Origin of the sequence: Rhodobaculum claviforme (assembly GCF_016653255.1) — a bacterium.
In the GTDB taxonomy this organism is placed as follows: domain Bacteria; phylum Pseudomonadota; class Alphaproteobacteria; order Rhodobacterales; family Rhodobacteraceae; genus Rhodobaculum; species Rhodobaculum claviforme.
Genome location: NZ_NHSD01000316.1, coordinates 1 through 26,774, shown reverse-complemented (window position 1 = coordinate 26,774; position 26,774 = coordinate 1). Strand labels below are relative to the sequence as shown.

The following is a 26,774-nucleotide window of genomic DNA, read 5'->3' as shown; positions in this document are numbered from 1 at the left end:
CCTGAGCCTTCCTGTCACTGGCGACCCCGATGCCCGCCCACCCGCACCGCGGCGGGCAGGCGCGCATCGGGGTCGCCAGTGACAGGAAGGCTCAGGGGGTGGGTGCGCTGCATGGTGTCCTCCGGGTCAGGCATTGCGGGGCATCAGATACGCCAGGCACGACAGCGCATGGGTGCGCACGATATGCAGGAACTCATCGATATCCACGGCTTCGTCGGCAGCACCCATCCCCTCGGGCGAGCAGCCGTAAACGTAAGACGGCGTGCCCGCCTGCCGCCAGTGCTTGCAGTCGGTCGCGCCCAAGCTGACCGAGGGCACCGGTACCGGGCGGCCCAGCCCTTCGACGGTGCGCTGCACGATGCCCACCATCTCGTGGCCCGGGTCGCTGCGCGTGGGCTCGCAGGAATGCGTCCAGATCGGGGTCAGCCTGGCCTGCGGATGCCGCGCCATGATCTCCTCCACCTGGGCCAGCAGGAACGCATGGGTCATGGCGGGTGGCAGCCGCAGGTCGACCTCGAACCGACAGGTGCCGGGCAGGACGTTGATCTTCACCCCGCCCTGGATCACGCCGACGCTGACGGTGGTCCGGTTCAGGATCGCCGACGCGCCCGCACCCAGGCCCGCGTCGATCGCCTCGGCCGCGCCGGGCGGCAGGGGGACGGCGTCGGGGTCGGTGATCTGGCCAGCAAGGCTGTAAAGCTCGGTGATGATGCGGGTGGCGATCTCAATGGCGTTGGCGCTCTTGTGGACATAGGCCGCGTGGGCGCCGGGGGTGTCCACGTCGATGTGCACCCGCAGCGTGCCCTTTTCGCCGTAGCGCACCAGCGTCGGCACCGACGGCTCGCCATTCAGCATGCAGTCCCCGCGCACCCGGTCAGGGAATGTCTCCAGCAGCCAGCGCGCGCCCCAGGTGCCGCCCGTCTCCTCGTCCGACACGCAGGTCAGGGTCAGCCGCCCGGCCAGATGCTCGCGCAGCCGGTGCATGTAGCCATAGGCCCAGACCGACGCCGTGGTGCCGCATTTCATGTCCACCACCCCGCGCCCGTGCACCCGACCGTCCGCGATGTCTCCGCTCCAGGGATCGCGGGACCACAGCGCCGCATCGCCCGCCGGGAACACGTCGATGTGGCCGTTCAGAACCAGATGGCGCCCCGGCGCCGCGCCGTCGAATGCGCCCACGATGTTGGGCAGATGCGGCTTGGCGGCCAGGATTTCCCCCGGCAGCCCGTGGGCGTGCAAGTGGTCGAGCAAGAACCCCGCCGCCAGCACCGTGTCGCCCGGCGGGTTGGGCGTGGGGATCGCGGTGAAGGCCGACAGGAAGGCGATCAGCCGCTCGCGGTCCTCCTCGATCCAGCAGAGGACCGTTTCGCGCAGCTCGTCAAAACTTGCAGAGGGCATGGGACGCCTTTCAGGGAGATCAGGCCGGACGTGGCCGCAGTCGAGGAGAGAAACTGTCGAGGGTAGGGATGCGACGGGTCCGCGCGCGCCTGTGCGGCCCGCGCATCAGGGTCGGTGCACGCGCACGCACCAGGGACCGCCGTGGCCACATCGTCGAACAGCCCGTCGCAAACATGAGCGCCTTGGCGGCGCCGTCCGCGGCCGGGCAGCCGCAAGGGGCGGGTTCGGCGGAATGCCGGGCCGCGCCCGGCCGGGGGTGTAGTTCAGCACCGGCGCCAGCAGGTCGTGCCTGCCCGTCTCTTCCGACGCAGGGCGGTCACCGGTCTGCCGGACGGGATCGGTGTTGCGCATCGCAGTCCTCCTCAGGCGGGCACGGGGGCATCCACGCGGGGCACCGCCGCGATCAGACGCTGGGTATAGGGATCCTGCGGATCGCCCATGATCTGCGCGGCGGTGCCGACCTCCACCAGCTTGCCGTGGTGCATGACCGCGATCCGGTCGGCCAGATGCGCCACCACCGACATGTCGTGCGAGATGAACACATACGCGACCCCCAGCCGGTCGCGCAGATCCGCCAGCAGGTTCAGGATCGCCGCCTGCACCGAGACATCAAGCGCGGACACAGGCTCGTCGCACACGATGATGCGCGGGTCGGTGGCCAGCGCGCGGGCGATGCCCACGCGCTGCTTCTCACCTCCCGACAGCTGGTGGGGGAAGCGCGCGGCGTAATGCGCGGGCAGGCGCACGAGGTCCAGAAGCTCGGCCACGCGCCCCTCCACCGCGCGGCCGCGCGCAAGGCCGAAGCGCACCAGCGGACGAGCGATGGAGGCGCCGATGGACTTGCGAGGGTTGAGCGAGCTGTCGGGGTTCTGGAACACGATCTGCGCGGTGCGGCGCATGCCTTCCAGCGTGCGCTGGGGGGCCAGGGCGATCTCCTGCCCGTCGATGCGGATCGATCCCGCTTCGGGGTCCAGGAGCCGCAGGATCGTGCGCCCCAGCGTGGTCTTGCCGGAGCCGCTCTCGCCCACCAGCCCCAGCACCTCGCCCGCGTGCAGCCGCAGCGACACGGTGTCGATGGCTTTGATCGTAGTCGTCGCGCGCACCGGGCGCCAGCCGCGCAGGCGCAGGCCTTGCGACAGGGTGAAGGTCTTGCGCAGATCAGTCACCTCCAGCACCGGGCCGTCCGCGCTGGCGGGCGGGCGCTGGCAGGCGGTGTCGTCGGTAGGCCAGGGGTCCGCCGCGATCCCCGGCAGCCGGTGGCAGCGCGCCTGCCGGTCGCCAACGCGCACCAGATCCTGCGGCCGCTCGCAGCCCGGCGCAGCAAAGGCGCAGCGCGCGGCAAAGCGGCAGCCGTGGGGCGGGTCGCGCATGTCCGGCATCCCCCCGGGGATCGACGCCAGGCGATGGCGCTTGGCGTCGATGCGCGGGATCGCGGCCAGAAGGCCCTTGGAATAGGGGTGGTTGGAGCGCCACAGAACATCGGTCGTGGGCCCCGTCTCCACCGTCTGGCCCGCGTACAGAACCACCACCCGGTCCGCTATGCGCCGCACCACCCCGAGGTTATGGCTGATGAACAGCATCGTCAGGCCGCGCCGTGCGCGCAGATCCTCCAGCAGCGTCAGGATCTGCGCCTCGATGGTGACATCCAGCGCGGTTGTCGGCTCATCGAGGATCAGAAGCTCCGGCTCCGGCCCCAGCGCGCCCGCGATCAGCACGCGCTGGCGCATACCGCCCGACAGCTCGTGCGGATAAGCCTGCGCGATGGCGGCGGGGTTGCGGATGCCGACCTCGTCCAGCAGTTCGACCACGCGGGTGGCGGCGGCGTCCTCGGACAGGCCCAGATGATGGATCAGCCCCTCGGCCACCTGCACCCCGATCCGCAGCGAGGGGTTGAGGACGGAGAACGGGTCCTGAAACACCATCCCCAGCTGCGCGCCCCGCAGGCGGCGGCGTGCATCGGGGGTCATCGCCCCCAGATCCTGCCCCTTGAACAGCACCCGGCCCGAGGTCACGCGCGCCTCGGGAGGCAAAAGACCCATGGCGGCGACGGCGGCGGTGCTCTTGCCCGATCCACTCTCGCCCACCAGTGCCAGCGTGGAGCCGCGCGGGACCTCCAGCGAGACCCGGTCCAGCGCCTGGATGCGCCCCGAGGCGGTGTGGTAGCTGACGGAGAAATCCTCGATCCTCAGCATCTCAGGACCCCTTCGCGCGCGATTTCAGGCGCGGGTCCAGCAGTTCGCGCGCGCCGTCCCCCAGCAGGTTCACCCCGATCACCAGCAGGCACAGCGCCGCCGCGGGCGCGAGTGCCACCCATGGCGCGCGGTCCAGAAAACTGCGCGCCTCGGAGATCATCAGCCCCCAGTCGGAGCTCGGCGGCTGCGCCCCCAGCCCCAGAAAGCTGAGCGCGGAACCCAGCAGGATCGCATAAGTCACGCGCAGCGACGCCTCCACGATCAGCGGCGGCCAGGCGTTGGGCAGTATCTCGCGGAAGAGGATGTAGGCGTGGCTCTCGTACCGGGCGCGGGCGGCCTGGATGAAATCCTCGCGCGACAGCGACAGCGTGACGCTGCGGGCCAGCCGCGCGATGGGCGGGATGTAGACAAAGCCCACCACCAGCGCGACCTTCCACAGCGCCGGCGGCGTGACCGCCAGCACCAGCAGGCCCATCATGATCGGCGGCACCGCCATCAGCACATCGCACAGCCGCATCAGCGCCTCGTCGGTCTTGCCGCCGAAGTACCCCGCTGCAAGCCCGATGGGCACGCCGATCGCCAGGCTGACCACCGTCGCACTGACCCCCAGCGCCAGCGACAGCCGCGTGCCCATCAGCAGCCGGCTGAGGACATCGCGCCCAAACTCGTCCGTACCCAGCCAGTAGGTGGCGCTGGGGGGCTGGAACCGCGTGTCGATGGAGATGGTGTCCCACGGATGCGGCGCGATCCACGGCGCGAGCAGCCCCAGCACCACGATGGTCGCGGTGATGACAAGGCCGATCTTCATCTGCACCGGCATCGGCCGGCGCGGACCCTTCGGCAGGGATGCGGGGGCGGCGGGGGCGGCGCTCATGGCGGGTTCTTTCATCGGAGGGTCACTCGGCCCGCTGGCCCAGGCGGATGCGCGGGTTCAGCCGGGCATACAGAAGATCCGCCAGCAGATTGGCCACGGCATAGGTCGCCGCCACCACCAGGATCGCGGCCTGCAGGGTGGGGATGTCCCGGCTCTGGATGGAGAAGATGATGAGACGCCCGAGGCCGGGGTAGGCAAAGATCGCCTCCACCACCACGATGCCGCCCATCAGCCGGCCGAAATCCATCGCCAGTACCGTGATGGTGGGCAGAAGCGCGTTGCGCAGCGCGTGGCGGAACACCACTACGCGTTCCGGCAGGCCCTTGGCCCGCGCGGCGTTGACGTACGGGCTCTGCAGCGTCTCTATCATGCTGGATCGGGTCAGGCGCGAGACATGCGCCAGATGACCCGCCACCAGCGTGATCACCGGCGCCACGATGTGCCAGAACCAAGTGCCGAAGCCCGCCGACATCGGCTCGTAGCCCGACGCCGGCAGCCATCCCAGCCAGGCGGCAAAGATGATGATCATCAAGATCGCCCAGACGAACTCCGGGATCGCCACGCCGACGTAGGTACCGACCGAGATCACATGGTCCGCCGTGCGCCCGTGGCGCAGCGCCGCCCACACCCCCATCCCGATCCCCAGCACCACGATCAGCGCGAACGCCGACAGCGCCAGCGTCAGGGACCGCAGCACCGCCTCCAGCAGCATCGGCGCGATGGGGCGGTTCATCAGCGGCGAGATCCCCAGATCCCCCCGCACGATGCCCCCCGCCCACCGCAGGTACTGCATCCAGACCGGGTCATTGAGGCCCAGCCGCGCCTCCAGCGCCGCGACCTGATCCGCGGGGGCGAACTGCCCCAGGATCAGATACGCTACGTTGGCGGGCAGGATCGTGGTGATGCCGAACACGAGCATCGAGACCGCCACCAGAACCAGCACGATCAGCGACAGGCGCCTGAGAATGTAGGCGGTCATTGAGGCCCGTCTCCCTTCACTCGGCCATCGACACGTCGGCCAGTTCCAGCCACATCATCGGTGTGGAGCGGAAGCCTTCGACGCGGCGGTTGACGCCGTTCACATGCGCCATCGAATAGGCGATGATCCCCGGCACGGTCTCGTCCAGCACGGCCTGAAGCTCCTTGAACAGCTCCTCCAGCTCGGACTCGTCGCGGGTCTCGCGGGCGCGGTCGAGGATCTCGTCGGCGCGCTCGTTGGAGTAGTTCCAGAGCCGATGGTTCCAGCTGCCCTGCGAATGGAAGAACGGATGCAGCGCGGTATCCAGCGTGGGGCGCGCGAAATACCCGTCCACATAGATCGGCGCCTGCCCCGCGACGTTGGCGGCGTAGGAGGCGAACGGCACCCGCTCGATGTCGATGTTGATGCCGGCCTGGCGGGCCATGTCGCGCACCGCGACCCCCATCCGCACGCGCTGCTCACGCTCCTGCGGGACCTGCATGGGAATGGTGAAGCCGTCGGGGTACCCGGCCTCGGCCAGGAGCGCGCGGGCGCCCTCGATGTCGGGGGCGGCGAACTCAAGCGCATCGTTGAAGAACGGATGGCTCGGCGGGATCGGGCTGTGGGTGGGCGCGCCCTGCCCGAAGATCGCAAGCTCCACCAATGCGGCCTTGTCGATGGTCATCGCCAGCGCGCGGCGCACGCGCTCGTCCTCGAAGGGGGGCGTGGTGTTGTTCAGGATCACCCCGTCCCAGGTGGCGGTGGCGACCGCATCTACGCGGATGGTGTCGTGGTCGGCGAACCGCTCCACCTGCTCGTAGGGCAGGTTCCACAGGATATCGATGGAGTCGGATTCCAGTGCCGCCACCCGCGCCGCCGCCTCGGGGATGATGCGCAGCGTCACGCCATCCAGCGAAGGCTTGCCATCGATGAAGTAATCGGGGTTGGCCACCAGCTCCAGCCGGTCGCCGGGCGACCAAGACACGAACCGGAACGGCCCCGTGCCCACCGGCGCGTTGGACAGATCGTCCAGCCGGTCATGGGGCACGATGCGCATCTGACGGTCGGCAAAGATGTCGGCGAACCCGGAATAGGGGGCGTTCAGCGTGAACTCCACCGTGCGCGCGTCGATGGCCGCCACCGTCTCCACCATCCCGAGGTTGGTCCGTGCGCGCGAGCCGAAGCCCTCGTCCAGGATACGCTCCACGGTGGCGACCACGTCGGCGGCCTCCAACGCGCGGCCGTGGTGGAACGTCACGTCGTCGCGCAGGTGGAACGTCCAGGTCATCAGATCGTTCGAGATGTCCCATCGCTCCGCCAGGTCGGGCTCCACCACCAGATCCGGCGTCAGCTTCGTCAGCCCGTTGAACACCAGATGCACATAGACATATTCATCCCCGATCGTCGTCAGCGCGGGATCGAGCTGGTTGAGCGAGGTTCCCAGCGCGACCCGGACCGTCCCTTCGGCCCAGGCCGCCCCGGTCGTCAGCGCGGTGGTGGCGGCCAGCGCCACGAGGAACTTCTTCACAGGCAGTTTCGTCATTGGTCGGACCTCTCTGCGGGGGTTGCGGTATCAGTGTGGTGGGTGCGCACGACATGGTCGGGATCGGTAGCGCGCTGGTCGTAAAGCCCGGCCAACGGCTCGTAGGCCGCCCACAGGCGTTCCAGCGAGGCGATGGGGTCGGGATCGCCATCCACACGCAGATCGACGTGTGGGAATGCGTAGCGGTCCACCACCAGCAGCGCGGTGGCGATCAGGGGCGCGAACTCGCTGCCCGCGTCATGCCCAGCAACCAGCGCATCCAGAAGGCGACGGGCGATGTGATCCTGGGGGCGGGCCTCGAAGGCTGCGACCATCGCCGCCGGCACCGTAGCCGAGCGCACGATGTTGGCCAGCGCGAAACAGTCCTGCCCGCACAGATCGCCCTTTTCGGGCTTGTTGCTCTCGCCGGTGAAGGTGGCGGTCCGTCCCTGTGCGTCGATCACGCCCAACTGGCGCCAGTCCGAGCGCGGCGTCACCGCCACCAGCCCCGCCAGCACCTGCGGCGCGGAGTAGCCCAGCCGCAGCATCTCCAGCCCAAGCGGACCCAGGCGGGGGTCGGTCATGTGCTGCGTCAGCACCGCGCCCAGGCCCGGCGCGGCGTATGGGCACCGCGCCCCGACCGCCACCGACGAGGTGGTCACCACACAGCCGAACATCCCGCTTCGCGCACAGCGCCCCGCCAGTGAGAACGTCATCCACGGATCCCTTTTCCCGCCCGGCGCGCCCGTCGGGCCGCTCTTGTCGGGGAAAGCCTGACACAGGGAACTCCGGGCGATCTAATAGCAAAGCCGGGGTTGCTATTCGCGCGGCTTATACGGACTTGGACAACTGCGCGGCGGATGCACAAGGCGCGACCGCGCCCAGTCAGAACCATCAACAAACTGTTATGTCATGGAAACCCGCCGCGCCGCGCGACCGGTCGGCGCGTATGCAACGGCCGTCGCAGGGTGCAGTGGGCCTGCCCGGTCCTCGGTGGCGAGTAGGGGCGGCCATGCAGGGTGCGCAAAAAACGCGCACCGACCGAAGGGGGCCGCATGTCGACACACGGGGGCGCGGTGGCGAATCGTCCTCAGCCAGCCAGCGCCGCCAGCAGGGCGCGCGCGTCGCGGCTGCGGGGCAAGGCCGCGACGATCCCGGCCACCGCGTCGGCCCGTGCGGGCGTCAGCGCGCGACGCGCCAGCCCGTCGTATTTTGCCCGCAGCAGCGGCGCCGGCAGCGGGTTGTCCGGCGCGCCCAGCGGGCTAGACGTCGGCTCCTCAATCACCGTGCCGCAGGCCAGCTCCAGGATCACCGAGGCGTCCCAGCTCGCGGAGACGGCGGCGTCCTCCACGACCGTGATCCGAGCCAGCAGCGCGCGCAGGGCGGCATCGGCGCGGGCCCCTTCGGCATAGGCCGACAGCTCGGCGGTGCCAAAGCGGATCTGCGCCGCAATGCCGTAAGGCAGGCTCATCTGCGCGCCTGCCAGCGTGGACACATCGCGCCCGCCCACCATTCCGATCAGGAACGCATTGAGGCGCACCCGCACCGCCGCCACCGCCTCGGGCGTCAGCGCCACGCGGGCCTGCACGCGCGCCACCGCATCCACCGCCGCATGCACATCGCGGCATGAGGCATGGGGCTTGATCGCCGCATCCTCGATCCGCCAGTGGTGCCCGAGGTCGGCCAGCATCAAAGGATCTGGGCGCGCAGGTCCGCCGTGGGTGGCGAAAAACCCGCCCCAGACATCCTCGAACAGCGCGCCCGGCCCGGTCATGCCGGCCTGCGCCAGCAACGCAGCCGTCAGCCCTGCCTGGGCCGCATGACCCGCGTGCAGCCGCTTGGCCATGGTGCCATCGTGGATGAAGGCCCATGTCCCCGCCGCCATGCTGGCCGCCAGACCCAGTGCGTGGGCGGTGCGCTCCGCGTCCAGCCCCAGCACATGCGCCGCCGCCGCCGCCGCCCCAAACGCCCCGCAGGTCCCGGTGGAGTGCCAGCCCACCGAGTTGTGCGCGCGATAACCCCCGAACCCCAGCAACACGCGGCGCCCCACGTCATAGCCCAGCACCATCGCCGTCAGCACCCGCGCGCCGCTGACCGGCCCCGGCGCCAGCGCCAGGCCTGACAGGATCGCGGGCCACACCACCGCACCGGAGTGGTCGCACCCGCCGGTGTCATCGAGCTCGTAGGCATGGGCCGCGATCCCGTGCACCAGCGCAGCTGCGCGGGGGGTCAGCCGCCCCCCCTGCCCCGCCAGCGGCATCGCGCCGTCCTCACCGGCCCCGCGCAGCATCGCCACGGCGGCCTGTGTCTCGGCCGCGTCGGCGCCAGCCAGCATCACCCCCAGCGTGTCCAGCGTGTGGTCCAGCGCCTTGGCCACCAGCGGCTCCGGCAACTCGGACAGCCGCGCACCGGCGACATGGGCCGCAAGCGAGGCGCTGGTCGCGGTCATGGCTGACAATGCCGCCGCGCCAGCCAGTCGGCGACGACGACGCAGGCGGCCATGAAATCCTCGATCTCCATGGCCTCCTCAGGGGTGTGGCTGCCGTTCTCGTTGCGCACCAACACCATGCCCACCGGCACGCCCGCCGCGCCGAACGCCGCCGCATCGTGGGAAGCTGGACTGCCCAGCATCATGTGCGACACGCCATGGTGCGCCGCCGCCGCCGCCAGATCATCCCGGATGTCCGCCGCCATCGGCCCCACCGCCGCAGAGGCGCGCGCGCCCAGCTGAAACGTCACGCGGTACTCGGCCTCGATTCGCGCGACCAGCGCCAGCAACTCCGCCTCCAGTCGCGCCAGCACCACCGGGTCCTGCGCCCGCATGTCGAGCGAGAAGTGGAACAGCCCCGGCACCGTCGTCAGCCCGTGGCGATCGGCGTCGGTGTGGAACCGCCCCAGCGTGATCGCGGCGGGCGTGCCCTCGGCCTCCAGCCGCTGCCACAGGCGATCCAGCTCCACCGCCAGCACCGCGCCCGCGACGGCCGTATCGTGGCGAAACCGGCGCGGCGTGCCGACATGCTGGTGACGCCCCAGGATGCACGCGGCCGGATAGCGGACATTGCCCGGAATGCCGGTGCAGATCCCCAGCGCGTCGCCGGTCTCCAGCAGCACCGGAGCCTGTTCGATGTGCACCTCCAGAAACGCGGCGATCCGGTCGGGGGCAAAGGTGGGCCCGGCGCGCAGGGCGTCGGGGTCGCCGCCGCACTCGGTAATGTGCTGGGCCAGCGTGCGGCCTGTGTCGATGCGGTGGGCGCGCTCCAGCGTGCCCTCAGGCAGGGTTCCCAGCGCCGCGCGGCTGCCAATGTAGGAGACCTCGAACCACACGCTTTCCTCCGCGCGGATGCCCATGGCGATCAGGTCGCGCAGCGGCCGCAGGCCCGCGTCGCGCAGAGCCCGCAGCGCCACCAGGCCCGCCAGCACGCCGGCGGCCCCGTCAAAATTCCCCCCACGCGGCACGCTGTCGAGATGCGAGCCTATCAGCACCGAACGCCCGTCCCCCCCCTGCGCCGCCCAGCGGGCATAGGTGTTGGCGGCGGCATCTGTCGTCACCTCCAGCCCGCTGTCGCGCGCGGCGTCCGCCATCGCCCGGTGGCCCCGGTTCTCGCCAGCGCCATAGGTGTCGCGCAGCACGCCGCCGGCTGGGTCGGGGTTTTCGTCGCGGATGCGGTCCAGGAACGCGCTGGCGAACGGCTGTTGCGCGCGCACCGCGCGTTCCACGCGGTCGCGCAGGGCCGGAATGGGTCCGGCGGGCTGGGATGGGGTCATGCGGTCCTCTTTGCCTGGGCGGGCGGGGCCTGGGCTGGCGGGCATCAGTCCCACTGCAGCACGCCGGCAGGGGGCGCGATGTCCGGCGCGTCGGCGATCATGCGCGCCCACACGGCGCGGGTGACGGCCTGCGCCTCGGCCAGAAGGGCGTCCTCGTCGATGGTGGTGACGCGGCCATCGCGCATCAGCCACTCGCCGTCCACGATCACGCCGTCCACCGTGCCGGGGTGGGCATAATGCACGATGTTCGACACCAGCCGGATGATCGGGCGCAGCGCGGCCGAGTTCAGGTTCAGCACCGTCAGATCCGCCCGGAAGCCCGGCACGATCTGTCCGATGCGGTCTGCGGCGCCCACGCTGGCGGCCGCCGTACGCGTGACCATGTCGAGCACCTGCTGCGGGTCGGGCGCGCCGGGGCTGGGCGCGTCGTCCCCCCAACGCGTACGGTGAACCATCGAGCCGAAGGCCATGGTGTGGAACATGTCCTCGCTCATGTTGTCGGTCCCCAGCGCGATCTGGACGCCCGCGTCCTGAATCCAGCCCATCGGCGCGCGGTGCAGGCCCCGCCGGCTGGAGCTGGCCGGGCAATGCACCATGCGCACGCCGCGTTGCGCTAGAAGCGCCACGTCCGATTGCGTGCAATAGGTCCAGTGCGCGGTGGTCAGGTCCGGGCCCAGAAACCCCTCCCGGTCCAGATACTCCGCCGGGGTCAGGCCCCCGTGCTGGGCGGCGACGGCGGCGACCTCGCCCCGGCTTTGCGCAAGATGGCAGGTCCGCGTCAGGCCCTGCGCGCCCGCGCGGTCCATCAGCTGCGCCAGCATCGCGGGTGAGCAGTTGTCGGGCGCATGCGCCGCGATCTGGCAGTTCACCCGGCCGCCCCGCGCGCCGTGCCACCCCTCCACCAGCGCGTCGGTGCGGTCCAGAAACGCCTGCCCGAAGGCCGGCTCCACGGTGTAGTCGCCGAACCGGATGCGGCGGGTGTCGATGTCGGCACAGCTTTCCGACAGCCACAGCCGCATGCCCGTATCCGCCATTGCGCCTGCATAGGTGGTGACATGGCGGAACGGATCGACCAGCGTCGTGGTGCCCGAACGGATCGCCTCCAGACACCCAAGGGCTGCGATCACGGACCGTTCCGCCGGCGTCATGGCATAGGACACCGGCGTCATGTAGCGATAGATGATCTCACCGTCCCAATCCTCCACCGTGCCCTTGAGCGCCAGCAGCACGGTGTGGGTGTGCGCGTTAATCAGGCCTGGCAGGATCGCACGCCCGGCCATCGGCACCGTCATCAGCCCCGGGTGGTCGCGCAGCACCTCGGCCGTGGGGCCGACGGCGGCGATGCGCCCGTCCATCACCGCCACCGCGCCATTGCGAAGGATGCGGCGGTCGTCGTCGCAGGTGACAACCGTGGCCTGCGTCAGGACATAGGACATGCGCTCTCCGCCGCTTGCAACCGTGGACTAGCCCGCGGCGCCAGTGTGGACCCGCGCCCGCGCCTCGGGCAACACCAACGGCCCGCGCGGTCTATTCGGATTTTCGTGGTCGCATTCGCCGGGCAAATAGTGTCAGAGCGCCGCACGCCGCGACATGAAGCCCTGCGCCTGCCGGCTAACGTGACGCAGGAACTGGGCGGCCGACTTCGACAGCGGCGTCTTGGGCGACCACACCGCCGAGGCCACCACGTTGTGCGACGGCACCACCGGGCGCACCGTCAGCCGATCCCCCGCGCAGGTCAGCGCCGACAGCGCATCGACCAGCGCGACCCCCACCCCCGCCTGAACAAGGATGCACGCGGTGTTGCAGTACCGCACCTCCACATCGAAGGCGAAGGGGACATCGCAGTCGCGGAAGATCGCGCGCGTCATCTCGCCCATGCGGGTGTCGGGCTGCAGCGCGACAAAGGAGTGGCCCGCGATGTCGGCCGGTGCGACCTCGGGCAGGGTCGCCAGCGGATGCTCGGGGGGCATGATGCACACCAGCGGCTCAGAAAAGAACACCTCGGTGCACAGGCCGGTGTCGTCGCCGGCGCCCAGAACGAATCCCAGCTCGGCCGTGCCCGCCCCCACCGAGGCCAGGGTCGAGGAGTAGCTGCAGATGTCGAAATGCGCCGCAACGCCGGGCGACTGCGCCAGAAAGCTGCGCAGCGCCAGCGGAATCACGCTGTGGCCCAGGGGCGGCGAGGCAAGGATGCGGATGGAGCCCAGCCGGTGCTTACGCATGTCCGAGATCCGCGCCTCCAGCGCCTGATAGACGTCGAACAGATGCTCGGTCTCCCGGAAGATCATCATCGCCTCGGGGGTAGCGAACAGGCGGTTGTTCACCCGCTCGAACAACGCGAATCCCAGCTGCGATTCCATGTGCTTGATGGCGTTCGACACCGCCGGCTGCGACAGCCCCAGCTCGTGGGCGGCGCGCACCGTCGTCTCGCACCGGATCACGGCACGCAGAAGTTCCAGCTGGCGCAGCTTCATGGCCCGGGTCCCCCGCCTAGCGCGGAGCAAGGCCACCCCATCCGGGCAACGCGCGCAAGGCCCAACTTCAGCAGGTTTGTGGGGGGGCGCGGGGTCGCATCCCCCAGACATTGGAAAAGGCTTGGTCAACTCGGGTCGGTGCGGCAATAAATTACGCCAAGAAGCATACATGACGCCGCCAACCCCATCACACGACCGAGCAGCCAGACTGACCATGTCAATCGGCACACGACGCAGGCATCGAATCGCACGACCGGCAGGTGATGGGCGACAGCGGGCATTACGGTTCTCTGCGGCGGCTGGGGCCAATTAGTGGTCCTCCTCCAGGATGTGCGTGCTGAAACGAAGATTGTGAAGGATCGCAGAGCCTCATGCACAGGGGAGACGCACCGTGACAGTGTGTAACGCATTCGTTGATCGTGATATCCAGAAGGACACGATCACGGTGGCGGTAGCTGATGCGAGCGCTCGCATCCTGCGACTAGGCTCCGGAGCCGATGGTGGCCATGGCGACCCCCCGGCCAGCACGGAGTGCCTTGCCCCAAGTGTCCGAATGGAGGATACGCACAACTCTGTAGCGGCGCGGCGTCCGTTGGCGTCCGAGGCGCTGGTGCATGTGCGTCGTTGTCGGGCCTCGAGACCTCGACGACGAGGATCCCGCCCGCTTAACCTTGCTGGCGATCCTGCCCGAGGGCACGGACACCCCATCGACATCGGGGCAGAACTTCGGACGCACACCCCGGCCGCGACCCTGTCGACACCGAGGGCCGACTCGACGCCCTCTCCGGGCCCTCCCTCCTGTCAAAATCATGGTACGGTCACGGCGATGGCGCGGCAGCGACAGGCCTGGCACAGCTGTCCGCCGTGACCCGCGACGCAACTCCGTTGGCAGGCAACCCCAATAGCGCAAGGACGTGACATGAGCGACACGACAGAGCAGGCACTGCTCGCTCGGATCGACGCGGATCGGGCCGAGATCGTCCAGTTCCTTCAGGACTTTCTTCGCGAAAGGACCCCGAACCCCCCGGGCGACACGCGCGGTGCGGCGGCATTCATCCGGCGGTTCCTCGATGCCCACGGGTTGCCCCACCGCGTCGTGTCGCCCCACCCCGAGATGCCCAACATCGTTGGCACCTGGGAGGGGGGCCTGCCCGGGCGGCACCTGGTCCTGAACGGCCATATCGACGTCTTTCCTGTCGACCCGGACGACCCGCGCTGGATCGTCGATCCCTGGAACGGGGATATCCGTGGAGACAAGATCTATGGGCGTGGCGCGTGCGACATGAAGGCCGGCACAACCGCGTCGATCTTCACCTATGCCTATCTGTATCCGCTGCGCGACCGGCTGCGCGGAAAGCTGACCCTTACCTGTGTGTCAGATGAGGAGACATTCGGGCCCTGGGGGGCGCGATACCTGATCGAGAACGAACCCGAAGTCCTCGGCGACTGCGTGCTCAATGGCGAGCCGAGCAGCTCCTTCACGATCCGCTTCGCCGAGAAGGGCAATCTGTGGCTGCGGCTGCAGGTGGAGACGACCGGCGCGCACGGCGCCTATATCCATGCTACCCGGAGTGCGAGCAAGATCGCGATGGAGATCGCCCATCGGCTGGAGGCGGTGTGCGATATCCGCACGCCCCTTCCGAATGCGCTGGCCAAGGCCGTGGCCGATGCGCACGAGGCGACCGACATCGCCATGGGCGAGGGCGCAGCGGACACCGTCCCGCGCATCACGCTCAACGTCGGGCAGATCCACTCGGGCCTGAAGGTCAACATGATCCCGGGCTTTGCCGACATGGAGCTGGATTTCCGCCTTCCCCCGGGAACGACCCGGGAAACAGTCTGGCAAAAGATCACGGACATCCTGGCCGACTACCCCGACGCCCGGCTGCACGAAATCGGCCACGCGGCGCCGTCGCATTGCGACCCGAACGGTGAAATGGTGGAGATCCTTCAGGACACCGTGGAAGCGCTGCAGGGGCATCGCCCCGTGCCCGTCGTCAGCCTCGGGGGAACGGATGCGCGGCTCTGGCGCTGGCGCAACATTCCTGCCTATGTCTACGGACCGTTCCCCCACGGTATGGGCGGGGCCAACGAACACGTCGATGTCGAGGAGTTCCTACACATCGTGCGGACACATATCCTGGCAGCCTACCGGTACCTCAGTCGCGAAGCATGAGAGGGCGGCCGGGAGCCGCAGGCAATGCAGCGGCCCATTCGACGATCTCCTGTGGTGCGGGCGTCGCGCTCGAAGCCCGACCTCGGCCCCTTCGGCAGTAAGGAGGAGTGGAGCCTGCCTCGGAAGATGGATCCGCCGGGCACGGATGCCCTCGCCGGGACCAGTATCGACGGACGCCCGTTACAGGTGCCCGCATCCGCCGACAGGATCGAACTGTACGGGGCGGGCGGTGACACACCCGCGCCGTCGCCACGCGTGCCGGCGCCGATTTGCCGAAGATCGAGGCCAAGGGCCTCGCAAGCCCGGAGTTGCTGATGGGCATCGACATCTCCGCGAGGAAGTCCGGCTGACGACCACAGCTGGCCCGTCAGCATTGCCGCGCGCCAGATGTCCGAGCCGTGACGTCGTGCCCGCTACGTCACCGTCCATTCCGGCCCGCGGGGGGTGTCGACCCACTCGGGCCATCGGTGATGGATCGGGGCCTCGAAATCACAGGGCAGCAGGGGGGCAACCCAGTCGGTGCCGCCGATGCCGCCGCCAGTGCGGGCCTTGAACTCGGCCTTCGCGGCGGCCAGGATCGCGGGATCGGCGATCAGGTCCAGAAGTGTCGCCGCAATCACCTGCGCAGCCTTGGACCACATCGGGTCGATGCAGGCCGGCACGCCGCCCATGGCATGGCGCACCCATTCCGGACAGCGCCCCGCACCCGCCGGCATCCGCAAGGTGGGCCGCGCCACATACAGCCGCACCGTGGGCGCGTGCCAAGTGTATTCGACGTAATCATCGGCCGCGAAGTGCATCTGCCAGGCGGGCAGCTGCGCGCGGAATGCGGCCTCGGCCTCCTCGGGGGGGCACAGGCGTTCCAGCGCGGGGTGGAAGGGGTCCTCCAGCGCATCGACCCCGATCTCGGCATGGGCGGCGCGGGCAAAGGCGCGGGCGTCCTCGTCCCATTTCGGCGGCCCCACCCGTTCGAAATTGGCATAGGCTGCGCGCGCCATCGCATGGTTGGGCAGGCCCAGCCGCGTACGGGTGACCCAGCGCCCCTCCCAAGTGCAGTGGGTCATGGCGGCGACATGCTCGGCGTTGCGGTCCAGCACCTCGAAGACGGCCTCGCACATGTCCAGCTTGGGGGCGCGCAGAGAATACTGGATCTGGCCGTACCCGGGCGCGATGTTGTCGGCACAGGCCTGCCCCGCGACGGGGATGAACTCATTGAGCGACCATGACCCGCGATGCGGCAGCATCGATTCCTTCATCATCTTGGAATTGGCGTACATCATGCACACCGCGTCGATGGCGCCGGGCGCACGGGCGCTGGCATGGGGGTGCGGCACCACCCCGTCGCCGCGGGCCTGCCACGTCTCCGGGTTGCGGCACTCGAAGGTATAGAGCCGCGACCAGTAGGCGGCCGAGGTCGTGTCCCAGAACACCCCGTTGGTCAGCGTTTCGAAGGAATGGGGGTGAAAGCTGATGGCGGCGTCCAGATCGTCATAGAAGCCGTGCGCGGCGTGCACCGGCTTGGAGCCGCAGAACTTCTCGGCCGGTTCGCCGAAGAACACCAGCGTGCCGGGCAGCGCGTGGGCCTCCATCGCGTGCCTGGCCGCCAGGAACCCCGCCAGCTGTCCCATCCCCAGCGCCGAATGCGGATCGGTGTGGCCGGCGGCGTGGCGCGACGTGCCGGGGCGCGGCATCCGGCGCGGCTCTGGCGCCTGCGACTGGCCCGGAACGGCGTCATATTCGGCATACCCCGCCAGCCGTGGCCCCGCGCCGGCGGGCGACACCCAGGTGGCGCGGAACGCGGTCGGCATCCCGGCGGTGCCCTCCTCCACCTCGAACCCCTCGGCCCGCAGCCGGTCCACATACCAGCGCGCCGAGCGGTATTCCCGCCAGGACGGCTCGTGCATGTCCCAGATCGCCACGTGATCGCGCGAAAACGCGCCGTGGCGATCGGCAAGATACTCCAGCGCCACGCGCTGCGGGGCGGACAGGTCGGGATGGTCGGTCATGACGTGGCTCCGCTGTCGGGCAGGGGGTCGGGAAACCGCCGCAACACCTCGTCGCGCCCGCTTTCGATATGTTCGGCCATCGCGGCCTGCGCGGCGGCGGCATCGCGGGCGTCGAAGGCGCGCAACACCGGCAAGTGGGTTTCGGCGTTGAACACCGGATCGCGCGAGATATTGCCCACCAACGTGATCCCCGCCAGCAGCTCGGTGCCCAGGGTGCGCATCAGCGCGTGGATGTGGCTGTTGCCGGCGATCTCGGCGATCAGCAGGTGGAACGCGAAATCCGCCATCACCTGCGCCTGGGTGTCGGCGGCCGCGGCGGCGGTGTGGATGGCGCCATAGGCACGCCACAGCGCCGCGCGGTCGTCGGCGCCCGCGCGACCCACCGCGACGCCCGTGGTATGCAGTTCCAGGCACAGCCGGGCCTCGTAGATCTCGTGCAGATCGACGGCGGTGTAGACGCGCACGAAGAACCCCCGGCGCGGGCGCGACACCACCAGCCCTTGGCTTTCGAGCTTGCGCAGCGCCTCGCGCACCGGGCCGCGGCTGGTCTGCATGGACTGGGCGATGTGGACCTCGTTGAAGCGCTCGCCGCCGCGGACCTCGCCGGCCAGAATCGCCGCGATCAGGCGCGCGGCGACAGCACTCACCAGGTCGTCGGCGATGATCGGGGCAAAGGTCACGCGCGGCGGGCTCCGGGTCCGGGATGCCCGCAGCCTGTGCAGTGTTTGGGCACCGGGCAACGGGAGTGGGGTGCAAACAGAGAATGGCGCGACCGGTCAACTGTCAACAGTTGATTTTGAATCCATACCGCCGATACTGAGGCTGATTCGGGGTTAATCATGGATCAAACAGCCGTAGGTCGCCAGTTTCAGAATACACAAGCCAGGTAGCAGGGCCCAACAGCGGAGATTGTACGGATGACTTCCAGGGAAGAGAAATACCTTGAGCTCAAGCGCGCGCACGCCGCCGGGCGCATGGACCGGCGCAGCTTCCTGCGGCGCGCGGGCGCGCTTGGCATCGTGCCGCTGGTGATCCCCGCGCACATGCGCCCGGCCTTCGCCAACGCCGAGGAGCTGGTAGTGGTCAACTGGGGCGGCCCGGCCGAGGCCGCCTACATGAACGCCTTCGGCGAACCCTTCACCGAAGAGACGGGCATCCCCGTCTTCATCGACGGCACTGGCCCCAGCGTCGGCCGCATCCGCGCCATGGTCGAGGCCAATGCCGTGGTCTGGGACGTGTGCGACAGCGGCGTGGCGGGGGCGATCAACCTCGGGCCAGGCGGGTACCTGGAGCCGATCGACTATTCCATCGTCTCGGCCGAGCGGTGCCGGCCCGAGTTCGTTTGGGAGCACGGCATCGGCAACTACCTGTTCTGCAACGTGCTGACCTACAATACCGAGGCGTTCGAGGAAGCCCCCACGACATGGGCCGACATGTGGGACGTGGAGAAGTTCCCTGGCGGCCGCACCATGCGCCGCAACGTGCTGGGCGGGGTGATGGAATCCGCGCTGCAGGCCGCGGGCGTCGCCAAGGAGGACGTCTACGACACGCTGGGCACCGCCGACGGCCGGGCGCTTGCGTTCGAGAAGCTGGAGGAACTCAAGCCCCACACCCTCTACTGGTCCTCGGCCTCCGAGAGCCAGCAGCTCTATCGCACCGGAGAGGTGACGATCGGCAACATCTGGCACACGCGCTCGCGAGGGCTGCGCAACGATTCGAACGGCCAGTTCACCTGGACCTGGAACCAGGGCCAGCTGACCGCCGGGGCCTGGCTGGTACCGCGCGGCAACCCCGCCGGCGCCGAAGCCGCGATGCGCTTCATCGCCGTCGCCCAGGAGCCGGAAAATCAGGTGCTGCTGCTGGAGGTGATGGGCAACGGCCCCATCAATCCGGAAGCCGCCGCGCTGGTCCCCGAGGAGCTGCGCGCCGACGACCCCGGCCAGCCCGAGAACTACGACCTGATGCTGGCCGACAGCGAGGCGTTCTATTCCGAATACTACGACGAGGTGCAGGAGCGGTATCTGGAGCTGATCTCCTGATCCGCGCCCAGCGGGGGGGCGCCACGCCCCCCCACCCCCTGTCGGAAGGCCCCGTCCGATGATGCGATCGCAGACCGCGCCCTACTGGTGGCTGGTGGTGCCCGCGCTGGCCGCGCTGGGTGTATTCTACCTCTATCCCGTCGCCCAGGTGCTGTGGCTCAGCGTCACCGAACCCGCGCCGGGGCTTGGCAACTACACCACGCTTTACGAAAGTCAGACCGTGCGCAACGTGATCTGGCGCACCACCTGGATCTCGCTGGTGACCACGGTGTTCACTGTCACGCTGGGCTATGTGGTGGCCTATGCGCTGGCGCAGGTGGGCCGGCGCACGCTGGTGATCATGCTGTTCGCGGTGCTGATGACGCTGTGGCTGTCGGTGCTGATCCGGGCGTTTTCCTGGGTGGTGCTGTTGCAGACCAACGGGTTGGTCAATCAGGCGCTGATCGCCATCGGGCTGATCGACCGCCCGCTGCCCTTGTTGCGCAACGAACTGGGCGTGATCATCGGCATGGTGCATTTCATGCTGCCGCTGGCGATCCTGCCGATGTACGCCAACATGAGCGGCCTTGACCGCCGCGTGATGCAGGCCGCCGACGTGCTGGGCGCGCGCAGCTGGCAGGCGTTCTGGTGGGTCTGGTTCCCCATGAGCCGCCCGGGCATCATTGTCGCCACCCTTCTGGTGTTCGTCTTCTCGCTGGGCTTTTTCGTGACGCCGGCGATCCTGGGCGGTGGCCGGGTGATGATGCTGTCGGAATACATCAGCTTCCAGTTCCAGGAGACGCTGCGCTGGGGCCAGGCGACGATGCTCGCCTCGACGCTGCTGCTGGGCGTGCTGGCGGTGCTGGCGGTGGCCACGCGCTTCATCGACATGAAACGGCTGTTCGGGGCGCGCGGATGAGAGGGCGAATTACGTTCACGCGTGGCCTCGCGCTGTGCGCGGCCTGGACCATCGTGGCCTTCATGGTGCTGCCGATGCTGGTGGTGGTGCCGGTGTCCTTCACCGACACCTATTACCTGTCGATGCCGCAGGAGGCGCTGTCGCTCCAGCACTACCAGAACTTCTTCCAGAACCCGCGCTGGCTGACCGCCATCTGGCAGAGCACCCTGATCGCGCTGGGGGCCACCGCCATCGCGGTGGGCCTGGGCACGCTGTGCGCCATCGGCTGCTGGCGCATCGCGTCGGGGACGTCGGACATGGTGCGGCTGATAATGCTGGCGCCGATAATCGTGCCGCAGATCGTGCAGGCGCTGGCGTTCTACCGCGTGTGGATCGATTTCGGGCTGATTGATAGCTATACCGGCGTGATCCTCGCGCACTCCATGATCGGGCTGCCGTATGTGGTGATCACCGTGTCCGCCGCGCTGTCGAATTTCGATGTGCGGCTGGAACAGGCGGCGCGCAATCTGGGCGCGTCGATGGCGCAGACGGTGGCGCTAGTGATACTGCCGCGGATCTGGCCCGGCGTCGCCTCGGGCGCGGTGTTCGTCTTCATCCTATCGTTCGACGAGATCGTGACGGTGCTGTTCATCACCTCGCGTCGGATCCAGACCCTGCCCAAGATGATCTGGGACGGGATTCAGGAACATCTCGACCCGACCATCGCGGTGGTCGCGGTCATCTTCACCCTGGTCGTCGGCGTCATCGTAGTGATCGACCAGCTTCTGCGGGCGCGTGCCGCCGCAGTGGCCGCCCGCAAGCCCTGAAACATCCGACCCCAAGGACCCAGACATGAGCGCGATCAGCGAAAACGAATACCGCTACAACGCCACGATGAAGCTGTTCCCCGCCGCCGCCGAACCGGCGTTCGAAAGCGCCGCGCAACAGACCGCCCTGTGGGGCCGGCAATGGGGCTGCGACAATGACGTGGGCCGGCTGCGGATGGTGCTGATGCACCGCCCCGGCGAGGAGCTGTCCATCGTCGACCCGACCAAGCGCATCCCCGACATCAACTCCTACGGCGATGTGGAGGCCGGCTGGTTCTGGCGCGGCGACACCCTGCCGCCGCTGGAGGCGCTGCAGGCGGAACACGACGCGCTGGCCGACCTTCTGCGCTCCGAGGGGGTCGAGGTCGTGATGCTCGACAGCGTGGGCCGCGACCGGATGAAGTCCTGCTACACCCGCGACAGCCTGATCGCGGTCAAGGGCGGTGCCATCGTCCCGCGCCTCGGCCCCGCGATCCGGCGGGGCGAGGAGGTGCACTCCTACGCCACCGTCGCGCGGCTGGGCATGCCGGTGCTGCGCACCATCCACGGCACCGGCCTGATGGAGGGGGGCAGCTTCATGTGGCTCGACCCCAAGACGGCGGTCGTCTCCCGCTCCACCCGCGGCAACGAGGAGGGCGCCCGCCAGATCGAGGAGGTGCTGGCCGCCCAGGGCGTGGAGCTGATCCGCGTGGATGTCACCGGATACCGGCTGCACATCGACGGCATGATCGTGATGCTGGATGTGGACAAGGCCATCATCAACCCCTCGCAGCTGCCGTTCTGGTTCCTGGAGCTTCTGGACAGGCGCGGCATCCGCACCGTGTCGGTCAAGCCCGAGGACCCGGTCTCCACCGTCAACTGCCTCGCCATCGCGCCGTCGCGCGTGGTGATGAGCCGCGGCGTGGGCGACCGCACCCGCGAGGACCTCGACAAGCTGGGGGTCACGGTGCTGGAGACGGACTACGACCAGATGTATCTCGGCGGCGGCGGCATCCACTGCTCCACCTCCCCGCTCATCCGCGACAGCGTCTGAAAGGCCGGCCATGACCGACCCCGCCATGACCGGCCCCGCCACGACCGGCCCCGCCACGGCCGACGAGATCGTCCGCATCGAGGGGCTGACCAAGACCTATGGCGCCGTGCGCGCGGTGGACGACGTGTCGCTGTCGATCCCGCGCGGGGCGTTCCTGACGCTGCTGGGGGCGTCGGGGTCGGGCAAGACCACGATCCTGATGTCGATCGCGGGCTTCGTGCAGCCCTCGGCCGGGCGGATCGTGGTGGCGGGGCGCGACATCACCCATGTCCCGGCCAACAAGCGCGGCCTGGGTATGGTGTTCCAGGGCTATGCGCTGTTTCCGCACATGAGCGTGGGCGACAACGTGGGCTTTCCGCTGCGGGTGCGCGGTGGCAAGCGCGCGGTGGACCGCGACCGCGTGGCACAGGCGCTGGCGCTGGTGCAGATGGACCACCTGATCGACCGGATGCCGGATGCGCTGTCGGGCGGCCAGCAGCAGCGCGTGGCGCTGGCCCGCGCGCTGGTGTTCAACCCCGCGATCCTGCTGCTGGACGAGCCGCTGTCGGCGCTGGACAAGAAACTCCGCGCCGATCTTCAGTGGGAGCTCAAGGAGCTGCACCACAAGATCGGCACCACCTTCATCTATGTCACCCACGACCAGGACGAGGCGCTGTCGATGTCCGACAACATCGTCATCCTGCGCGACGGCCGGATCGAGCAGTCGGGCGCGCCCGGCACCCTCTATCACCGCCCCGCCAGCCGGTTCGTTGCGGATTTCCTGGGCAAAAGCAACTTCATCCCCGGCACCGCCGCCCCCGACCCCTCGGGCGGGATCACCGTCACCACACGCGGCGGACAGCTCCTGTCCAAGGCGCTGGCGGACGACGAGGCCGCGCCCGCCGGCCCCTGCCTGATGGCGCTGCGGCCCGAAAACATCACCGTCACCCACACCCCCCTGGAGGGTCACAACACGGTGGAGGGCACGATCACCGGCGTCAGCTTCTTTGGCGCCGACCACCAGATCATGATCGAGACGCCAGCGCTTGGCCCCGTCACCGCGCGCAGCCACGCCCTGCGCGGCGCGGTCGCCCCCGACACGGGCGCGCGCGTCTGCGTCAACTGGCGCCCCGGCGACTGGCGCGCCGTCGCCGACCGCTGATCCCCAACCAAAGGACCCCGCCCGTGCCCCTGCATGCCGACACGATGATCGAGAACGCCCGCCCCATGGGCCGCGGCGTGCCCCCCGGCGCCGACACGCTGGCGCTGCGCGACGGGCGCATCCTGGCCGTCGGGGCGGCGGACGCGCTGGCGCATCTGGCCGGGCCCGGCACGCGGCGGCTGGATGCGGCGGGCAACACCGTCATCCCCGGCATCATCGACAGCCATGTCCACGCCGACCGCCACGCCATCCGCCTGCAACGCTGGATCGACGTGTCGCCGGCGGTGACGCCCGATCGCCCGGCCCTGCTGGCGCGCCTGCGCGCCGCGGTGGCCGCGGCCCGCCCCGGCCCGGACGGGCGCGCGCCCTGGATCGCGGCCTATCGCTGGGACGACAACCGCTCGGGCGGCTATCCCGACATCGCCGATCTGGACGCCGTCAGCCGCGACATCCCGATCCTGGTGCTGCGCACCGACAACCACCTGGCCGTCGTCAACTCGGCCGCGTTCGCGCGTGTGGGGCTGGGCCCAGACGTGGCCGACCCCCCCTTCGGCCGCTTCGACCGCGCGCCCGGCACGGGGCGGCTGACCGGCCTCGTGCGCGAATCCGCCATGCAGATCTTTTTGTCCGACGCGCAGGCCGACGACACCGTGGCGGACTTCGAGACGGGGCTCCAAATGGTTTACGCCGACTGGGTCCGCCACGGCATCACCTCGATCCAGAACTCGCTGACCGGGGCCAGGCCCATGCGCGCCATGCAGAACCTGGCGGCGCGCGGGGGCCTGACGATCCGCACCGGCATCATCGCCTCGGGCCGCGAGGACGGGCTGATCGAGGCGCTGGTGGCGTCTGCTGTGCAATCGGGCCTCGGCGACGACTGGCTGCGCCTGATCGGGGTGGAGTGGTGCCCGGACTGCTCCACCTCGGGGCGCACGGCGGCCTATTACGACCCCTATGTGGGCACCCCGGTCGAGGGCGAGCCCGTGCCCAACACCGGCATGCTGCTGTACGAGGCCGAGGACCTGAACGCCCGCGCGGCGGCCGCCCATGCAGCCGGGCTGCAGGTGATGATCGAAGGCGTGGGCGACCGCGGCATCGACTTTGCGCTGGATGCCATCGAGCACGCGCTGCGGCTGGCCCCTCGCGCCGACCACCGCATGCGGGTGGAGCACTGCTGCAACGTCACGCCGGCTATCGCCGCGCGGCTGAAATCGCTGGGGGTGATCGCGTCCTCGGCCACCGGCTTCATGTATGAACTCGGCGGCGCCTATGTCCGCAACCGGGGCGCCGAGGCGATGGCCCACATGTGGCCCCACCGCACGATGATCGACGCCGGCATCCCCGCGCCGGGCCATTCCGACGCCATGATCGTCGGCCCCAACCCGTTCGAGGCGATCTGGTCCATGGTCAACCGCCGCAGCCTGTCGGGCGCCGATCTGGACGCGACCCAGGCCGTGACCGTGGCCGAGGCGATCGACGCCTACACCTTCCTCGGCGCCTACGCGGGCCGCGAGGAGGGCGCCAAGGGCACGCTGGAGGCCGGCAAGCTGGCCGACATCGCCCTACTGGACCGCGACATCGCCGCGTGCGATCCCATGGATCTGCGCGCGGTGACGGTCCACCAGACCCTGATCGGCGGCGCGGTGGTGCATTCGGCCTGATGGGGGCGGCGTGACCGGGGTGGCTTGATGGGGGCCGATCCGCTCCGGGCGCCCTGATCCGGGCGGGACCGGCCGCACCGGGCAGGCAGGACGGGGCCGATCCGGGCGGCGCAGCCGGAGCGGGGACGATCTGGATGGGGGAGAACGACCGATGATGAGCTGTGGCGAGGCCCTCGCCCACCTGCTGGCCCGCCACGGGGTGCGCCACGTCTTCGACATCCCCGGCGTGCACAACCTGGAGATGTATCGCGGCCTGCACGGCGCCGGGCTCGTGCACATCAGCCCGCGCCACGAACAGGGCGCGGTGTTCATGGCCGACGGCTCTGTTGCACAAATCGTCTGAGGGGATTCATGTTGGGACTCCAGCATGATAGCTGGGGCGCATGAGCAGACCGACACCCCCCACCTACAAGACCCGCAACTGGCCAGCCTATAACGACGCCCTCAAGCGCCGCGGCTCGCTGACGATCTGGTTTGACCCCGCCATGACCTGGGATGCCGCGCCCACCGGAAAGCGTGGGCGCCAGCCAGACTATAGTGATGCCGCCATCCAGACCTGCCTGACCATGAAAGTGCTGTTCGGCATGGCGCTCAGGCAGACGACCGGGTTCGTCGAAAGCCTTCTGCGCCTGATCGGTCTGGACTGGGACGTTCCCGACTTCAGCACGCTCTCGCGACGGCAGAAGACCTTGAAGGTCAACATCCCCTACCGCGGCTCGGACGGCCCCCTGCACCTGCTGGTCGACAGCACCGGCATCAAGGTCGAGGGCGAAGGTGAATGGAACGCCCGCAAGCATGGTGGCCGCAAACGGCGCGTCTGGCGCAAGATCCACATCGGAATTGACGAGAAAACACTGGAGATCCGCGCGGCCGAGTTCACCACCAGCGACGTGGGCGACGCGCCCATGCTGCCCGAGCTGCTCGATCATATCCCACCCGAGCAGGAGATCGCCAGCGTCACCGCCGACGGCGCATTCGACACCCGCAAGTGCCATGATGCCATTGCCGCGCGTGGCGCCGCAGCGATCATCCCACCGCGCAAGAACGCCAGACCATGGAAACCCGACACCGCCGGGGCCATAGCCCGCAACGAGATCCTGCGGACATCGAAGCGTGTCGGGCGAACCATCTGGCGACGATGGAGCGGGTATCACCGCCGAAGCCGCGCCGAGACCAAGATGCATTGCGTCAAGCTCCTCGGCCAGCGTCTCTCCGCGCGCGAGTTCGACCGTCAGGTCGCCGAGTTCCAGGTCCGTGTCGCCGTCCTGAACGATTGAGCAACCCGAGGTCTGGAAATTTTGCTGAGAGCGGGTCAGGCATCCTGGCATTCCCACTTGATGTAGGCCTTGGTGTCTGAGGCCCATTTTTCGTCGATCTCGACGAGGATGGCGCTGACCAGCCGCAGGAGGGAGTCCTCGCTCGGGAAGACCCTGACCTTGGTCGTGCGGCGCTTCAGCTCCTGCTGCACCGCGCGCTCCATCGGGTTCGAGGTGCGCAGGCGGCGGCGGTGCGGTTCGGGAAGGGTGAAGACGGCAAGGCCCTCGGGCACGTTCTCCTCCAGCCACTTCGCCAGCTTCGGTGCGCTGTCGCGATAGCTGGCGACCAGTTCGGCCAGCGCGGCCTCGGCCTTGGCCAGCGTGCCGGCGTTCCACACGGCGCGCAGCTCGGCTCCGATGCGCTTGCGGATCTCGGCATTGGGGGCGTGATGGATGGCATTCTGGGCGAGATGGAACTGGCAGCGCTGCCAGGTGGCGCCGCCGAGCACGGCACGCCGGGCGGCGCGCAGCCCGGCATGGTCGTCCGAGGTGATGAATTCGACGCCGCGCAGACC

General features: G+C 69.2%; 22 protein-coding genes. 9 read left to right on the top strand and 13 right to left on the bottom strand.

Features of this window, described 5'->3' with window-relative positions; genetic code table 11:
• Positions 1-126: 126 nt before the first annotated feature.
• The 10 genes from CCR87_RS15330 to CCR87_RS15285 form a co-directional block, all read right to left on the bottom strand.
• Positions 127-1,398, bottom strand: coding sequence for a M20/M25/M40 family metallo-hydrolase (locus CCR87_RS15330; RefSeq protein ID WP_201158411.1), 1,272 nt, complete (start codon positions 1,396-1,398; stop codon positions 127-129).
• Between the two features lie 362 nt (positions 1,399-1,760).
• Positions 1,761-3,590: a dipeptide ABC transporter ATP-binding protein gene (locus CCR87_RS15325; RefSeq protein ID WP_201158410.1), complete on the bottom strand. Its 1,830-nt coding sequence runs from the start codon at positions 3,588-3,590 to the stop codon at positions 1,761-1,763.
• A 1-nt stretch (position 3,591) separates the two neighbouring features.
• Positions 3,592-4,464, bottom strand: a complete 873-nt coding sequence (locus tag CCR87_RS15320; protein ID WP_201158409.1) for an ABC transporter permease — start codon at positions 4,462-4,464, stop codon at positions 3,592-3,594.
• Positions 4,465-4,486: 22 nt separating this feature from the next.
• Entirely contained in the window at positions 4,487-5,443 is a 957-nt protein-coding gene (locus CCR87_RS15315; RefSeq protein ID WP_201158408.1) for an ABC transporter permease, read from the bottom strand.
• Between the two features lie 16 nt (positions 5,444-5,459).
• On the bottom strand, positions 5,460-6,965 hold the full coding sequence (locus tag CCR87_RS15310; RefSeq protein WP_201158407.1) for an ABC transporter substrate-binding protein: 1,506 nt from the start codon (positions 6,963-6,965) through the stop codon (positions 5,460-5,462).
• Positions 6,962-7,660: a DUF1028 domain-containing protein gene (locus CCR87_RS15305; RefSeq protein ID WP_207186663.1), complete on the bottom strand. Its 699-nt coding sequence runs from the start codon at positions 7,658-7,660 to the stop codon at positions 6,962-6,964. Before CCR87_RS15305 ends, CCR87_RS15310 begins: the two co-directional genes overlap by 4 nt.
• Positions 7,661-8,034: 374 nt before the next feature.
• On the bottom strand, positions 8,035-9,393 hold the full coding sequence (locus CCR87_RS15300; protein WP_201158405.1) for an MmgE/PrpD family protein: 1,359 nt from the start codon (positions 9,391-9,393) through the stop codon (positions 8,035-8,037).
• A complete protein-coding gene (locus CCR87_RS15295) occupies positions 9,390-10,709 on the bottom strand; it encodes a hydantoinase/carbamoylase family amidase (RefSeq protein ID WP_201158404.1) in 1,320 nt (439 codons plus the stop codon). Before CCR87_RS15295 ends, CCR87_RS15300 begins: the two co-directional genes overlap by 4 nt.
• 44 nt (positions 10,710-10,753) lie before the next feature.
• Positions 10,754-12,145: an amidohydrolase family protein gene (locus CCR87_RS15290; protein WP_201158403.1), complete on the bottom strand. Its 1,392-nt coding sequence runs from the start codon at positions 12,143-12,145 to the stop codon at positions 10,754-10,756.
• Positions 12,146-12,277: 132 nt separating this feature from the next.
• Entirely contained in the window at positions 12,278-13,183 is a 906-nt protein-coding gene (locus tag CCR87_RS15285; RefSeq protein WP_201158402.1) for a LysR family transcriptional regulator, read from the bottom strand.
• Positions 13,184-14,102: 919 nt separating this feature from the next.
• Here CCR87_RS15285 and CCR87_RS15280 point away from each other — a divergent pair.
• Positions 14,103-15,359 (top strand): M20/M25/M40 family metallo-hydrolase, encoded by a 1,257-nt coding sequence (locus tag CCR87_RS15280; protein WP_201158401.1) that lies wholly within the window; start codon positions 14,103-14,105, stop codon positions 15,357-15,359.
• A 413-nt stretch (positions 15,360-15,772) separates the two neighbouring features.
• Here the strand turns inward: CCR87_RS15280 and CCR87_RS15275 are convergent, their stop codons facing one another.
• Both CCR87_RS15275 and CCR87_RS15270 read right to left on the bottom strand, forming a co-directional pair.
• The gene (locus CCR87_RS15275) at positions 15,773-17,365 is read right to left on the bottom strand and encodes a zinc-binding metallopeptidase family protein (RefSeq protein WP_201158400.1); all 1,593 of its coding nucleotides are present in this window, start codon (positions 17,363-17,365) and stop codon (positions 15,773-15,775) included.
• Positions 17,362-18,045, bottom strand: a complete 684-nt coding sequence (locus CCR87_RS15270; protein ID WP_201158399.1) for an FCD domain-containing protein — start codon at positions 18,043-18,045, stop codon at positions 17,362-17,364. Before CCR87_RS15270 ends, CCR87_RS15275 begins: the two co-directional genes overlap by 4 nt.
• Positions 18,046-18,282: 237 nt before the next feature.
• Between CCR87_RS15270 and CCR87_RS15265 the strand changes: the two genes are divergently transcribed.
• From CCR87_RS15265 to CCR87_RS15230, 8 genes are all read left to right on the top strand, one after another.
• Positions 18,283-19,404: an ABC transporter substrate-binding protein gene (locus CCR87_RS15265; RefSeq protein ID WP_201158398.1), complete on the top strand. Its 1,122-nt coding sequence runs from the start codon at positions 18,283-18,285 to the stop codon at positions 19,402-19,404.
• Positions 19,405-19,462: 58 nt separating this feature from the next.
• Positions 19,463-20,302: an ABC transporter permease gene (locus CCR87_RS15260; protein WP_201158397.1), complete on the top strand. Its 840-nt coding sequence runs from the start codon at positions 19,463-19,465 to the stop codon at positions 20,300-20,302.
• Entirely contained in the window at positions 20,299-21,108 is an 810-nt protein-coding gene (locus CCR87_RS15255) for an ABC transporter permease (RefSeq protein ID WP_201158396.1), read from the top strand. The genes CCR87_RS15260 and CCR87_RS15255 overlap by 4 nt, the downstream gene beginning before the upstream one ends.
• 25 nt (positions 21,109-21,133) lie before the next feature.
• Positions 21,134-22,141 (top strand): dimethylarginine dimethylaminohydrolase family protein, encoded by a 1,008-nt coding sequence (locus CCR87_RS15250; protein ID WP_201158395.1) that lies wholly within the window; start codon positions 21,134-21,136, stop codon positions 22,139-22,141.
• A gap of 10 nt (positions 22,142-22,151) precedes the next feature.
• Entirely contained in the window at positions 22,152-23,282 is a 1,131-nt protein-coding gene (locus tag CCR87_RS15245; RefSeq protein ID WP_201158394.1) for an ABC transporter ATP-binding protein, read from the top strand.
• Positions 23,283-23,305: 23 nt separating this feature from the next.
• A complete protein-coding gene (locus CCR87_RS15240) occupies positions 23,306-24,943 on the top strand; it encodes an amidohydrolase family protein (RefSeq protein ID WP_201158393.1) in 1,638 nt (545 codons plus the stop codon).
• Positions 24,944-25,097: 154 nt separating this feature from the next.
• Positions 25,098-25,286, top strand: coding sequence for a thiamine pyrophosphate-binding protein (locus tag CCR87_RS15235; protein ID WP_338048948.1), 189 nt, complete (start codon positions 25,098-25,100; stop codon positions 25,284-25,286).
• 40 nt (positions 25,287-25,326) lie between these two features.
• Entirely contained in the window at positions 25,327-26,220 is an 894-nt protein-coding gene (locus tag CCR87_RS15230; RefSeq protein WP_201158391.1) for an IS5 family transposase, read from the top strand.
• A gap of 35 nt (positions 26,221-26,255) precedes the next feature.
• Here CCR87_RS15230 and CCR87_RS15225 read toward each other — a convergent pair.
• Positions 26,256-26,774 (bottom strand): transposase (locus CCR87_RS15225; RefSeq protein WP_201158390.1); only part of this gene is annotated, 519 nt, incomplete at its 5' end.